At 62.6% G+C, this 12,689-nt stretch carries 13 protein-coding genes; 1 reads left to right on the top strand and 12 read right to left on the bottom strand.

The window, feature by feature from the left end:
• Nucleotides 1–29: 29 nt before the first annotated feature.
• The 3 genes from ASC97_RS03445 to ASC97_RS03435 all read right to left on the bottom strand — a co-directional run bounded on the left by ASC97_RS03445 (nucleotide 30) and on the right by ASC97_RS03435 (nucleotide 3,829).
• The gene (locus ASC97_RS03445; protein WP_057466920.1) at nucleotides 30–1,439 is read right to left on the bottom strand and encodes a sensor histidine kinase; all 1,410 of its coding nucleotides are present in this window, start codon (nucleotides 1,437–1,439) and stop codon (nucleotides 30–32) included.
• Complete coding sequence (locus tag ASC97_RS03440; protein ID WP_200959434.1) at nucleotides 1,436–2,113, bottom strand: response regulator transcription factor; 678 nt, start codon at nucleotides 2,111–2,113, stop codon at nucleotides 1,436–1,438. The genes ASC97_RS03445 and ASC97_RS03440 overlap by 4 nt, the downstream gene beginning before the upstream one ends.
• 141 nt (nucleotides 2,114–2,254) lie before the next feature.
• Nucleotides 2,255–3,829 carry a Do family serine endopeptidase gene (locus ASC97_RS03435; protein WP_057466918.1) on the bottom strand — a complete coding sequence of 525 codons (1,575 nt, stop codon included), beginning with the start codon at nucleotides 3,827–3,829 and terminating at the stop codon, nucleotides 2,255–2,257.
• 218 nt (nucleotides 3,830–4,047) lie between these two features.
• Here ASC97_RS03435 and ASC97_RS03430 point away from each other — a divergent pair, with 218 nt between their 5' ends.
• Nucleotides 4,048–5,226 (top strand): MFS transporter, encoded by a 1,179-nt coding sequence (locus ASC97_RS03430; protein ID WP_057466917.1) that lies wholly within the window; start codon nucleotides 4,048–4,050, stop codon nucleotides 5,224–5,226.
• 2 nt (nucleotides 5,227–5,228) lie between these two features.
• Here ASC97_RS03430 and ASC97_RS03425 read toward each other — a convergent pair whose 3' ends face one another.
• The 9 genes from ASC97_RS03425 to ASC97_RS03385 form a co-directional block, all read right to left on the bottom strand.
• Nucleotides 5,229–5,684 carry a cytochrome c-type biogenesis protein gene (locus ASC97_RS03425; RefSeq protein ID WP_057466916.1) on the bottom strand — a complete coding sequence of 152 codons (456 nt, stop codon included), beginning with the start codon at nucleotides 5,682–5,684 and terminating at the stop codon, nucleotides 5,229–5,231.
• Nucleotides 5,681–7,669 carry a heme lyase CcmF/NrfE family subunit gene (locus tag ASC97_RS03420; RefSeq protein WP_057466915.1) on the bottom strand — a complete coding sequence of 663 codons (1,989 nt, stop codon included), beginning with the start codon at nucleotides 7,667–7,669 and terminating at the stop codon, nucleotides 5,681–5,683. The genes ASC97_RS03425 and ASC97_RS03420 overlap by 4 nt, the downstream gene beginning before the upstream one ends.
• The gene (gene ccmE, locus ASC97_RS03415) at nucleotides 7,666–8,118 is read right to left on the bottom strand and encodes a cytochrome c maturation protein CcmE (RefSeq protein ID WP_057466914.1); all 453 of its coding nucleotides are present in this window, start codon (nucleotides 8,116–8,118) and stop codon (nucleotides 7,666–7,668) included. Before ccmE ends, ASC97_RS03420 begins: the two co-directional genes overlap by 4 nt.
• Nucleotides 8,115–9,257: a c-type cytochrome biogenesis protein CcmI gene (ccmI, locus tag ASC97_RS03410; protein WP_057466913.1), complete on the bottom strand. Its 1,143-nt coding sequence runs from the start codon at nucleotides 9,255–9,257 to the stop codon at nucleotides 8,115–8,117. The genes ccmE and ccmI overlap by 4 nt, the downstream gene beginning before the upstream one ends.
• A gap of 118 nt (nucleotides 9,258–9,375) precedes the next feature.
• Nucleotides 9,376–9,804 (bottom strand): hypothetical protein, encoded by a 429-nt coding sequence (locus ASC97_RS03405; protein ID WP_057466912.1) that lies wholly within the window; start codon nucleotides 9,802–9,804, stop codon nucleotides 9,376–9,378.
• Between the two features lie 115 nt (nucleotides 9,805–9,919).
• Nucleotides 9,920–11,323, bottom strand: a complete 1,404-nt coding sequence (locus ASC97_RS03400; protein ID WP_057466911.1) for an ATP-binding protein — start codon at nucleotides 11,321–11,323, stop codon at nucleotides 9,920–9,922.
• Nucleotides 11,313–11,984 carry a response regulator transcription factor gene (locus tag ASC97_RS03395; RefSeq protein ID WP_057466910.1) on the bottom strand — a complete coding sequence of 224 codons (672 nt, stop codon included), beginning with the start codon at nucleotides 11,982–11,984 and terminating at the stop codon, nucleotides 11,313–11,315. Before ASC97_RS03395 ends, ASC97_RS03400 begins: the two co-directional genes overlap by 11 nt.
• A 52-nt stretch (nucleotides 11,985–12,036) precedes the next feature.
• Nucleotides 12,037–12,285 carry a hypothetical protein gene (locus ASC97_RS03390; RefSeq protein WP_037062162.1) on the bottom strand — a complete coding sequence of 83 codons (249 nt, stop codon included), beginning with the start codon at nucleotides 12,283–12,285 and terminating at the stop codon, nucleotides 12,037–12,039.
• A gap of 181 nt (nucleotides 12,286–12,466) precedes the next feature.
• Complete coding sequence (locus ASC97_RS03385) at nucleotides 12,467–12,682, bottom strand: hypothetical protein (RefSeq protein WP_057466909.1); 216 nt, start codon at nucleotides 12,680–12,682, stop codon at nucleotides 12,467–12,469.
• Nucleotides 12,683–12,689 lie beyond the last annotated feature (7 nt).

The following is a 12,689-nucleotide window of genomic DNA, read 5'->3' as shown; positions in this document are numbered from 1 at the left end:
CGCAACGCGGCACCGACATCGGGAAACGCCTACTTCACGGGAAAGATCATCGTGACAGCAAGACCGCGGTTCCTGACGTCGCCGCCGTCGGCAACAGTGTCGGAAAGCTCCAGCCTGCCGTTGTGCAGTTCCATGACGGCCTCCACGAGCGACAGGCCGAGGCCGGTTCCCGGCTTCGAGCGGCTTTCGTCGAGGCGCACGAAACGTCTCAGCACTTCCTCTCGTTTTTCCGCAGGAATGCCTGGGCCGCGATCGGCAACCTGAAGGCAAATGCCGTCGGCTCGACGATCGAGGCGCAGAGAGACCTCTCCGCCGCCGTCGGCATCCGAGGAATACTTGATGGCATTGTCGATCAGATTGAAGATCGCCTGTCCGATCAGCTCCCGGTTGCCCTGTACCGCGATCCCGGGCTCGATCGACGAGGTCAGGGCAAGCCCCGCTTCTTCCGCAACAGGTTCGTAGAGCTCGGCGCTATCGGCAACGATCGCCGAAAGATCGACGGTCGACATTTCGGCAGCGACCGATCCGGCCTCCACGCGCGAGATCATCAGCAAGGCGTTGAAGGTCCGGATCAACTGGTCGGATTCCGAGATGATCCCCTCGAGCGCAAGGCGGCGCGTTTCCGTGTCCGGGGTATCGAGGGCGTCGGCTGCCTTGTTGCGCAGCCGTGTCAGGGGCGTTTTCAGATCGTGGGCGATGTTGTCCGAGACCTGGCGCAATCCCTCGTTCAGCTTTTCGATGCGCCCGAGCATGGCATTCAGCGAAACCGAGAGACGGTCGAACTCATCCCCGGATCCGCCGACGGGAAGGCGCTGCGAGAGGTCGCCGGCCATGATCTTCTTGCTGGCGGCCGACATGCGATCGATCCGCTTCAGGGCATTGCGGCCGATTCCGAACCAGATGATGACCGCGCCAAGCCCCATGATCGCCAGAGCGATCATCAACGCCTGCCTGACAAGCACCCGGAAAGCTTCCGGTTCCCCGAGATCCCGGCCGATCAGAATCCGCAGCCCGTTGTCGAGAACATCGATGTTGGCGACGGCCATATGCCGCTTGCCCTGGTCGCCCTCGGCATAGCGCTGATACCTGAACGGCAGCGATGTCCAGCCTTCCTCGTCCAGGACGCCCGGCTGCACGGAAGCGACGTTGCCGGCAAGGATGTCACCGGACGGGCCGGCTATGATGTAGAGATTGGCACCCGGCTGGCGCGCGCGACGCTCCATGGTGCGCAGCAGCAGGTTCATGCCGCCGGCGTCGTAGGCGCGCCCGACCTGGTCGACTTCCTGTTGCACGGACTCGCGAATCTGGCTCGTCAACAGGCGCTCGGACATCGCCGTCACATAAAAGACCAGCGTGGCGGCGCAGATGGCAAAAAGCAGGATGTAGAGTGCCGACAGGCGGACTGCGGTGGACTTGAAGAGAACCCAGAAGCGGCTCATCCGTCATCCTTGATCATGTAACCCGCACCGCGAATGGTCTTCAGCAAAGGCTGGCTGAAGTCCTTCTCGATTTTCGAGCGCAGGCGCGAAACATGCACGTCGATGACATTCGTTTGCGGATCGAAGTGATAGTCCCAGACGTTTTCCAGCAGCATGGTGCGGGTAACGACCTGTCCGGCATTTTTCATCAGGTATTCCAGCAGGCGAAACTCCCGCGGCTGCAGCGGAATTTCCTTTCCGCCCCGGCGGACTTCGTGGGCAAGGCGGTCGAGTTCCAGATCGCCGACGCGGTAGACGACATCCTGATCGGGCGTGCCCTTGCGGCGACCGAGCACTTCGACGCGGGCAAGCAGCTCGCTGAAGGCATAGGGCTTGGGCAGGTAATCGTCGCCGCCGGCGCGAAGGCCGGTGACGCGATCGTCCACTTGCCCGAGGGCAGACAGAATGAGAACAGGCGTGTGAATGCCCTTGCGGCGCAATTCGCTGATGACGGAGAGGCCATCGCGGCGCGGCAGCATCCTGTCGATCACGATAACGTCGTAGGTATTTTCGGTGCCCATAAAGAGCCCGCTTTCACCGTCGCTTGCGTGGTCGACGACAATCCCCGCCTCCCGAAACGCCTTTGTGAGGTAAACCGCGGCTTCCAGATCGTCTTCGATAATGAGAATCTTCATGCGGCCGACATTACCCGCCGCCTGTGTTTCGGCAAGGCTCAAAGCTGTATCGTTTTGCGTGGAGGTCATTGCCGTCACCCATGGTGGATTGACAAAAAGGAGCCGCGCGACAGCGCGGCTCCAGTCCTTGGTCTGGCCGGATCAGCCCTGGTTGTCGACCGGAAGTGCCACGAAGCGGCTGCCGTCCTTCGACTGGATCTGGAACAGTGCGCGGGTGCGACCGTCCTTCTTCGCCTGGTTCAGCACCTTGACGACGTCAGCGGCAGAGGTGATCTCCTGGTTGTTGACCGAGGTGATCTTCTCGCCTTCCTTGATGCCCTTGTCGGCAGCGTCGGAGTTCGGGTCGATGCCGGTGATCTGCAGGCCCTTGCCGTCATCGGAGGGACCAACCGTCAGGCCGAGATCGGCCAGCGCCTTTTCCGACGCAGGGGTCTGCGCTTCCGGTGCCTGATCGCTGTCATCAGCCGAGGCTTCCTTCTGATCGGCCGGGAGAGTGCCGAGTTCGACGGACAGAGGCTGGGCCTTGCCGGCGCGCCAGACGGAGAGCTCGACCTTCTTGCCCGGCTGCATCGCACCGATGCGGCGGCTGAGGTCGCGGGCATCCTTGACCGTCTCGCCATTGAGCGCGGTCACGACGTCACCGGCCTTCATGCCAGCCTTCTGGCCGGGCGAGCCTTCCTGCGGCGCCACGACAAGCGCACCGCTGGCTTCGGAAAGGCCGAGCGAGTCGGCGATATCCTTGGTCACCGGCTGGATCTGAACACCAAGCCAGCCACGCGATACCGTTCCATCCTTCATCAGGTCGGCAACGACATCCTTGGCGGTCGAAGCCGGAATTGCGAAGGCGATGCCCACGCTGCCGCCCGACGGCGAGAAGATCGCGGTGTTGATGCCGACAACTTCGCCTGCGAGGTTGAAGGTCGGGCCGCCCGAGTTGCCGCGGTTGACCGCAGCGTCGACCTGCAGGTAGTCGTCATACGGGCCGGAGCCGATATCGCGGCCACGAGCCGAGACGATGCCCGCCGTCACTGTGCCGCCGAGGCCGAAGGGGTTGCCGACGGCGACGACCCAGTCACCGACGCGGACGTTGTTGTCATCGGCCCAGTTCACGTAGGTGAACTTGCGACCCTTGCCGTCAACCTTCAGAACCGCGAGATCGGTGCGCGGGTCCTTGCCGATCAGCTTGGCATCGAGCTCTGTACCATCGCTCATGACTGCAACGAAAGCAGCGCCGTCGGATACGACGTGATTGTTGGTGACGATGTAGCCGTCATCGGAAATGAAGAAGCCGGAGCCCTGAGCGACCGGGCGCAGGCGGCCCTTGCCATCCGGACCGGAATGCTTGCCGGACGGACCGCGATGACCCTGCGGGCCTTGCGGACCCTGCTCGCCGAACTGGCGGAAGAATGGCTTCAATGCATCGGGAAGATCGTCAAGGCCGCGGCCATTGAAGTCGAACGAGAAGCCGTTGCCGCCGTCTTCGTCGGAAACAGGGCTGATGCGGCTTTCGACGCGGACCGAGACAACCGCGGGAGAGACGGCGTCGACCACATTTGCGAAGCTCGGAACGGATGGAGCCTGAACCTTCACGGCTTCAGCGTAGGAGCGTGTGATTTCGAGGGGAATACCGGTAGCCAGCACCGCAGCGGCAAGACCCGCGACGGTCGAGGCCTTGAGGGCGGTATTGAGCGACGGGGTTTTGATATTCTTGAGCATAAGGGGCACCTTCTCTATCTTTGCATCGGCGGGATCGGCGATTACCGTATCCGTTGATGAATGAAGATATAGGACGGCACACCTTACTACGAACTGTCCGGGCGATGAAAAATTCGTAATGTCCAAAATGACGAGCCCCTGACAGCAACTCCGCCCGCTCTCGACTTCGAAGCGCCCAACCGGTATTCGTCGGTCCGCAACGCGAATGGGGCCAACCGATGACACATGCAATTCCGGTAGACGATTTTGCGCCGGACAAGGCCGCGATCGCCGCCGTGATCATCGGTGTCACCGCCTTTGCCGTGGCGCAGGGGCTCACCTATCCGCTGATTTCGCTGGTTCTCGAGCATCGCAACGTTTCTCCAAGCCTGATCGGTTTCAACGCCGGGTGCTTCGCCGCCGGGCTCGCAACCGCCACATTTGCTGTCGGATGGCTTTCGCGGCTTGTGCGGGGCGACCGGCTGATCGTTGCCGGCCTTGTGGGCTGCGCGCTCAGCCTTTCTGTTTTCGCAAGCTTCGACAATTTCTGGATCTGGTGCATCGCACGCTTCTGTCTTGGCGTATGCGTCAGCCTGATCTTCATGCTGAGCGAGGCCTGGCTCAACACCGCCTGTCCCGATCGCCTGCGCGGTCGGATTTCCGGTCTTTACGGCGCCGGAATGTGCGGCGGCTTCGCGGCCGGGCCGCTCGCCATCCCGCTGTTTGGAACGGAACAAGGCTTTGCGTTCGCGTTGCTTGCCGTCTATGTCGCCTGCGTCGCATTCCTGACGGTCATCCTCAGCAGACGAGCACGCACGCAGCCCGAGCAGGCGGTCTCGGGTGCGCTTTTCAAGTTCATCCGAAGCGCGCCGATATTGATCGGCATGGTCGCCGCGTTCGCTTTTGCCGACATCGCGGCAATTTCGGCGATGCCCGTCTATTTTGTCAGGCTCGGCTATTCGGAGGCCTTTGCCGCGGTCAGCGTTACCGTCCTCGCGCTTCCGACTGCCCTTGCGCAGCCCGTCGTCGGCTGGTTTCTCGACAAGACGTCGCGATCCGGTGTCGCCGTATGTTCCGGCTGCCTCGCCGGGCTGAGCTTCATCGCCATCCCGTTTCTGCAGTCTCAGGCAGCCATCCTGATCGCCTTCGGCATCATGGGCGCGGCGAGCTTTTCGCTCTACACCTGCGCGCTGACGATCCTCGGGGAGCGATACGCCGGCGATACGCTCGTCGCCGGGAGCGCCGCGTTTGCGCTTGCCTACGCGGTCGGAAGTGCGGCGGGCTCAACGACGGTCGGGGCAGCGATGGATATCTATTCTCCGGCGGCCGGCCCGATTGCCGCCGGCAGCGTAGTCCTGGCATTTACCGCGTGGTTCGTCGTGTCTCTTCTGCGCCAGCGCCTGCACCGGAGCCGCTGACACTACTTCTTGAGCAGTTCGTTCAGTCGCGCTTCTTCGCCTTCCGTCAGCGCCGTGCCTGTCGGCTTGCCGGCGCGCCGCCGGGCGAAGACGACAAGTGAGATGCCGCCGAGCGCGATCAGCAGAACCGGTGCGCTCCAGAGCAGGAGTGTCTTCGCCTCGAACCGCGGTTTCAGCAGAACGAACTCGCCATAGCGGGAAACGATGTAGTTCATTACCTGCTCGTCGCTGTCCCCATCGGCAATCCGCTGGCGGACCAGCAGCCGCAGATCCTTGGCGAGTTCGGCATTCGAATCGTCGATCGACTGATTCTGGCAGACCATGCAGCGGAGCTCGGCAGAAATGGCACGGGCACGGGTCTCAAGCGCCGGATCGGCGAGCACCTCGTCGGGATTGACGGCGAACGCCGGGGCGGCTGCGAGCACCAGAGCAACAGCCAGAAGAAGGCGGCGCATCATTCTGCCGGCTCCATTGCGGGACGCGCAGGCCTTGCCTTGCGACGCGGCGCGCCAACGCGCAGGCGCCGGTCGCTCAGCGACACAAATCCGCCGATCGCCATCAACACCGCGCCTCCCCAGATACAAAGGATGAAAGGCTTCCACCAGATTCGGACCACGATACCGCCATCGTCTGTCGCATCGCCGAGCGAGACGTAGAGCTGGCTAAGGCCAAAGGTCAGAATGCCGGCCTCGGTCGTCGGCATCTGGCGCGCGGTATAGAGACGCTTGGCAGACCAGACATCGGCGATGTCGACGCCGCCCCTGGCGATGGTAAAGTGACCGCGTTCCTCAGTGAAATTCGGTCCGACCGCCGACTTCATGCCGTCGAAACGCAGCGCGTAGCCGCCGGCCTCGACGACTTCCCCCTGCTTCATCTGTACGACGTGCTCCGTCTCGAACGTCGTCACGGCAACAATGCCGAGCACGGCGACACCGAGACCGCCATGCGCAAGCGCTGTCCCGAAGGCCGAGCGCGGAAGGCCGGCAAGCCGGCGCCAGGCAACGCCGGCAGCGACTTTGCCGACGCCGGCGCGATACCAGAGATCGGCAATGGCGCCGAAGACCAGAAACAGACTGGCGGCAAGCCCGAGCACGGAGAGCACCGGCCCGCCGTGTTCGATATAGAAAAACACGACCGCGGCAACGAAGGCCAAGGCAGCCGCGAGGTAGAGCCGCTGAAGCGCGCCCAGCAGGTCGCCGCGCTTCCAGGCCAACAACGGCCCGAAGGGAACAATGACCAGCAAGGGCGCCATGAGAAGACCAAAGGTCATGTTGAAGAAGGGTGGGCCGACCGAGATCTTGTCGCCGGTCAGCGTTTCAAGCAGCAGCGGATAAAGCGTTCCGGTAAGGACGGTGCCGCAGGCAACCGTCAGGATCAGGTTGTTGACCACCAGCGCGCCCTCGCGGGAGATCGGCGCGAACAGGCCACCTGCGGTGAGCCGCGGGGCGCGGAAGGCGAAAAGCGAGAGCGCACCGCCGATGAAGAGCAGCAGGATGCAGAGGATGAAGACGCCGCGCGAAGGGTCGCTGGCGAAGGCGTGCACGGAGGTCAAAACGCCTGAGCGGACCAGGAAGGTGCCCATCAGCGACAGAGAGAAGGTCAGGATGGCCAGCAGCACGGTCCAGATCTTCAGCGCCTCGCGTTTTTCCATCACCAGCGCAGAGTGCAGCAGTGCCGTGCCTGCGAGCCAGGGCATGAAGGAGGCATTCTCGACCGGGTCCCAGAACCACCAGCCGCCCCAGCCAAGCTCGTAGTAGGCCCAGTAGGAGCCCATGGCGATGCCGAGCGTCAGAAAGGTCCAGGCCGCAAGAGTCCAGGGCCTCACCCATCGCGCCCAGGCGGCATCGATACGTCCCTCGAGAAGCGCCGCGACAGCAAAGGAAAAGCACACCGAAAAGCCGACGTAGCCGAGGTAGAGCAACGGCGGATGGATCGCGAGGCCGATGTCCTGCAGGACGGGGTTCAAATCCTTGCCTTCCGCGGGCGCCGGATCCAGACGCATGAACGGATTGGATGTGAGTAGAATGAAGAGAATAAAGGCGACGGAAATCCAGGCCTGCACCGCCAGCACATTTGCCTTCAACGTATCCGGCAGATTGCGGCCGAAGGCGGCGACAAGCGCGCTGAACAAGGCCAGGATCAGCAGCCACAGCATCATCGAACCTTCGTGATTGCCCCAGACGCCGGAGTATTTGTAGATCAGCGGCACCAGCGAGTGGGAGTTTTCCCAGACGTTGGCGACGGAAAAATCCGAAGCCACATGCGCATAGGTGAGCGCGCTGAAAGACAAAGCCACCAGCCCGAACATGACGATCGAGCCGATCGGCGCCACGTCCATCATCGCCTGATCGAGGCGCCGCGCGCCGATGACCGGTACAAGAGAGACGACGATGGCCGTCGCCAGCGCCAGAATGAGCGCGTAGTGCCCGACCTCGATGATCATTGCGGCGCCTCTCCCTCTTTCCACAGCCCTTGCGACTTCAACCTGTCGGCGACTTCCTTGGGCATGTACTTTTCGTCGTGCTTGGCAAGCACGGTGTCGGCGGTGAAGACGTTGCTGCCCGCCTCGAAACGGCCTTCCGTCACCACGCCCTGCCCCTCGCGAAAGAGATCTGGAAGGATGCCGGTATAGCGGACCTGGACGAGGTCGCCTGTCGCATCGGTCACTGCAAACTGCACAGTCGATCCCACGCCTCGGACGACGCTTCCGTCACCGACAAGGCCGCCGAGCCGGATGCGCGTTCCAGGCGGCACCGGATTCTTGGCAAGATCGGCCGGCATGTAGAAATAGGCGACCGACTGGCCGAAGGCGAACATGACAAGCAGAACCGCGGCAACGATGAAACTCACGCCGCCGCCAATCACCGCCAGGCGCTTTTGCTTGCGCGTCATTCGGCTGTTCCTTCCGTCGCAAGGCCGAGATCCCGCGCCAGCGCCAGCAACTTCTTGCCCTTCTCGCCGTTGGCGGGGAATGCGGCGAGCCCGCGCTTCAGAGCATCCGCCGCACGATCCTTGTCGTTCAATACGGTATAGGAACGGACGAGCCGCAACCAGCCTTCGAAATTGTCGGGGTTTTCGGTAAGCTTGGCATCCAGATTTTCGACCATGCCCTTGATCATCTGCTGCCGGTCGCCGGTGTTCATCTGTTCGGCCGCGGCGACATCGGACTGCGTCGGATTGCCGGGCGGCTGCGCGGCTGCGGTAGCCTGCGAAGACGAGCCGCCGTTCTTTGCAATGTGTTCGTTGACGAGCGGCACCCACGGCGCATCGGCAGGCGATTGCCGCGCGATCGCTTCGAAAGCCGCGCGGGCGTCATCCGCCTTTCCCGCCTGTTCCATGCTAAGAGCAACATAGAACCGGGCGCGTGGATTGTCCGGCTCCAATTGCAGCGATCGCTCCAGGATCTGGCGCGCATCATCGGTCACGATGCCGCTCGATTTTGCCATCAGCGTCTCGGCAAGACCGTCCAGCCGTACGGCGCTCGGGCCGAGCAATCGGATCGCGTTGCGATAGGCCATCTCCGCGTCCGCGACGCGCATGGTGCTGACATAGATCGGCGCGAGAACGTCCCACCCCTTGCCGTCTTCGGGGTTCTGCGCGAGGTGACGCTCGGCCTTGGCAATCAGGATGCCCATATCGTTGCCGGGGTTGTCGTACCGGGCTTCCAGCGGCTGGGAAGGCAGATCCGGCCTGCCCATCAGCGTGTAAAGACAGAGCCCGAGGACAGGAAGCAACAGGAGAACGAAGGCCTCGGCAAGGCGGCGATCACCCGCCGTCTTTGGATTCTTCGCCGGCGCTGCGTTCGAGACGGCAATAAGGCGTCGGCCGATTTCGGCGCGCGCATAGTCTGCCTCGCCTGCCGAAATCAGTCCTCCGGCAAGGTCACGGTCGAGTTCGCGCAGCTGGTCGCGGTAGACGGCAGCCTCGCCGGCGCGACGATCGTCGGCCGCCCTCGCTCCACGCAGAAGCGGATAAAGCAGGATTGCGGCAACAGCCGCCGTCATAACAGCCAGGAGAATCCAGAAAATCATCACCGCCCAATACTAGAAGCGCGGTTCCATTCCAACAAGCAAAGCCGTGATGACGGCAATTTGAGGCGTTTGGCCGCAATTCTCGATGGAATGACCTCAGCAAGCACGCCCGAGACGGCTAACCGAGCGGCGTCCAGCTGCCGTTGTCGTTGCGGCAAGCCGACCCGCGCGCGACGGTGTCCTTGCCCTCGACGGTGAGCGTATGGGTATACTGGCGACAGTTCTGCGAGCCGACCTGATAGGGCGCAGCCGCCACCACCTTGCCGCTGACGTTGCGTCCGCTCCAGACGACCGGCTGCCCGACGGCGGCACCTTCCAGTGCCCGATATTCGGCCTCGAGGGCCCGCTGGCGATCGCTGTCGCTGAGCGTCACGCCCGCCCGGCCAACGATACCGCCCTGCAGGTCGGCGATGATCGACACGGATGCAGATGGCTTGCCGGTGCCGAAAAGGCCAGCCGAAGCGCCACCCTTGGTTGTCTGGCACCCCGACAGCGCTACGGCTGCCAGAAGCGAAGAAACAATCATGCCTTTTGAACGGAGCATCATTCAGTCGAACCCGAATCAGGTGTCATCACGCCGCCACAGGCGCATGGCGCCTTGTCGTCTTTAAGGCAAAGCATGCTATGCAAGTGCCTATGTCGTTGTGGCATCAAGCAGTTCCTCACGCAACATCCTTTGTCACGCCCGGAAGAATAAGGCGTGCCTTGAGGCCGCCCCAATCCCCGCGGGAGAGCTCGAGCCTGCCCTGGTATTCATTGGAGATCTCGGTCACGATCGAAAGTCCAAGGCCGGTCCCAGGCTTGCTTTCATCCAGCCGCCGCCCGCGCTTCAGTGCCTCCCGGATCTGATCGGGTTCCAGGCCGGGTCCGTCGTCCTCGACGACCAACTCGACCCAATGGCGGCGTGCGCTGGCTTCGGCTCCCTTGACCTCGTCATGGGTCTCGGCCACCGACAGGCGAACCTTGCCTGCGGCAAAACGGGCTGCATTCTCCAGGAGATTGCCCACGACCTCTTCCAGATCCTGCTGCTCCATCGCGACGGCAATGTGCTGTGGCGAGACCGAGAGCTCGAATTCCTTGTCCACGTTCAGGCGACGCATGACGCGAACCAGCCGCTCCATCGCCGGCTCGGCATCGGTGCGCGCCAGAACGGATTCACGCTGCGCTGCGATGCGCGCGCGGTTCAGATAGGACTGCACCTGCCCCTGCATGGCCTCCGCCTGGCTGCGCACCAGATCGCCGTGCGACCGCTCCAGCACCCGGGCCTCGTTGAGCAACACGGCAATCGGCGTCTTCAGCGAATGGGCGAGATTTCCGACCTGCATGCGCGCGCGCTCGACGATGCGCCGATTGCTGTCGATCAGCGCGTTCACCTCGTTGGCGAGCGGCAGGATTTCACGGGGAAACGCTCCCTTCAGCTGCTCGCTCTCGCCGGCACGGATGCGCTCCAACGCGGCGCGCGCCTTATCCAGCGGCTTGAGGCCATAGAGAATGGCCAGCGCGTTGACGATCAGGCTGCCCACACCAAAGCCGGCAAGCGCCAGATAGAGGCTATGGGAGAAATTGCGGACGTCGTCTTCGACGACATCGACGTTGCCGGTGACGCGAAAACGCGCCGCCCTGCCGTCCGTGTCGAGCACGACTTCGGTTTCCGCGACCTGGATGCGGTTTCCGGAGGCGTCCGTTACCTGATAGTAGCGCTCGTAGTTCTTGTCGAAAGGCGCCTCGAGAACGGATGGAACCGGGATCGTCGCCGATCCCAGCGACGGCGACACCAGCGGCGGCGCGGTATAGGTGCCAAGCGGTTCGACGACCCAATACCAGCCGGTCTTCGGCTGAGCGAACCTGAGGTCGCCGAGCTGAGGACTGCCGCTCAGGGAACCCTGATCGCCGATCGCAACCGAATTGATGACGTTATAAAGCTGTGCCCGCAGCAGGTCCTGAAAGCCGCGTTCGGCGCTCTTGCGATAGAGCGTCGAGATCAGGAGACCGATGACCACCAGGGCCACGGTCGACCAGATCGTGGTGAGAAGCAGAACGCGTGCAGTGAGAGACTTAATTCGCATTGGTCGGCGCTTGGATGCGGTAACCCAGACCGCGCACCGTTTCGATCAAATCAACACCCATCTTCTTGCGCAAGCGGCCGACGAATACCTCGATCGTGTTGGAATCGCGATCGAAATCCTGGTCGTACATGTGCTCCACGAGTTCGGTGCGCGATACCACCTCGCCCATGTGATGCATCAGGTAGGCCAGAAGGCGGTATTCATGCGACGTCAGCTTGAGCGTCACGCCGTTGACCACGGCTTTCGAGGTCTTGGTGTCGAGGCGCACCGGGCCGCAGACGATCTCCGACGAGGAATGACCGGCGGCGCGGCGGATCAGGGCGCGGATGCGCGCAAGCACCTCTTCCACGTGGAACGGCTTGGTGACGTAGTCGTCGGCGCCGGCGTCGATTCCGGCGACCTTGTCGCTCCAGCGATCGCGCGCGGTCAGGATCAGTACCGGCATGCCGCGGCCGGCGCCGCGCCACTTCTCCAGCACGCTCACGCCGTCCAATTCAGGAAGGCCGATGTCGAGGATAATCGCGTCGTAGGGCTCGGTGTCGCCGAGGAAGTGTCCTTCCTCGCCGTCGAACGCCTGATCCACGACGTAGCCGGCCTCTTTGAGAGTCTCACTGAGCTGCCGGTTCAGGTTGACGTCGTCTTCGACTACCAGGATGCGCATCGGTCCGCTTTACTCCGCTTGATCTCTTCGCTGTCTCATAGGCCGATTCTGCCTACATCGGAACCTTGACGGTTACCTTGCGCGGGCGCTGACCGTTGCCCTGAACCAGAACCGTGATGATGCAACTGTCGCCGGAAGGCTGGACGGAGAGCAATTGCCCGCCCGTCTTTTCCACGACTTGTTGTGCGGCTGCGCTGCAATCGCCTGCTACGCGCACGATAAAGTTGCGCGAATTGTCCGGTGAGGGCGACGATACCGCCAGCCCGGCGGCCAACGCTGCGACGCTCAAAGGAGAGGCCATGTGCTATGCTTTCAATGGATATCAACTTGGCCCGACTATGTACTCAAGCCACCTGAATGGCAAATGAATGCACTGTAATGCCTGATGCTTAGAACGATTTGAGAGTAGCGCTTAAAGGCATTCGACAGTGGAAAACCTGCGAGGTGCGGAGAACGTCCGCCCCTCGCAAGCCATGCTCCGATCACGATGCGGGCTTGATTGCAGCTTTGGCCGTAACCCGCCCGTAGACGGCCAGCAGGCCACCGACCGCGCCGGTAATACTGACGATGGCGTCGACGATCTGGGTTTGGTCCGCGGCGCCGACTCTCACACCGGAAAAGTGCATCAGCGACGCGCCGACAGAGATCAATGCCCCCCAAATCGTCTTTGAGCTGTACCAGTATTTCAAGTCGCTCATGTCTTTT

The sequence above is a fragment of the Rhizobium sp. Root1203 genome, assembly GCF_001424945.1.
In the GTDB taxonomy this organism is placed as follows: domain Bacteria; phylum Pseudomonadota; class Alphaproteobacteria; order Rhizobiales; family Rhizobiaceae; genus Rhizobium.
Note: the sequence above shows the minus strand (reverse complement) of the source record. Positions and strands in the feature narration are given on the sequence as shown.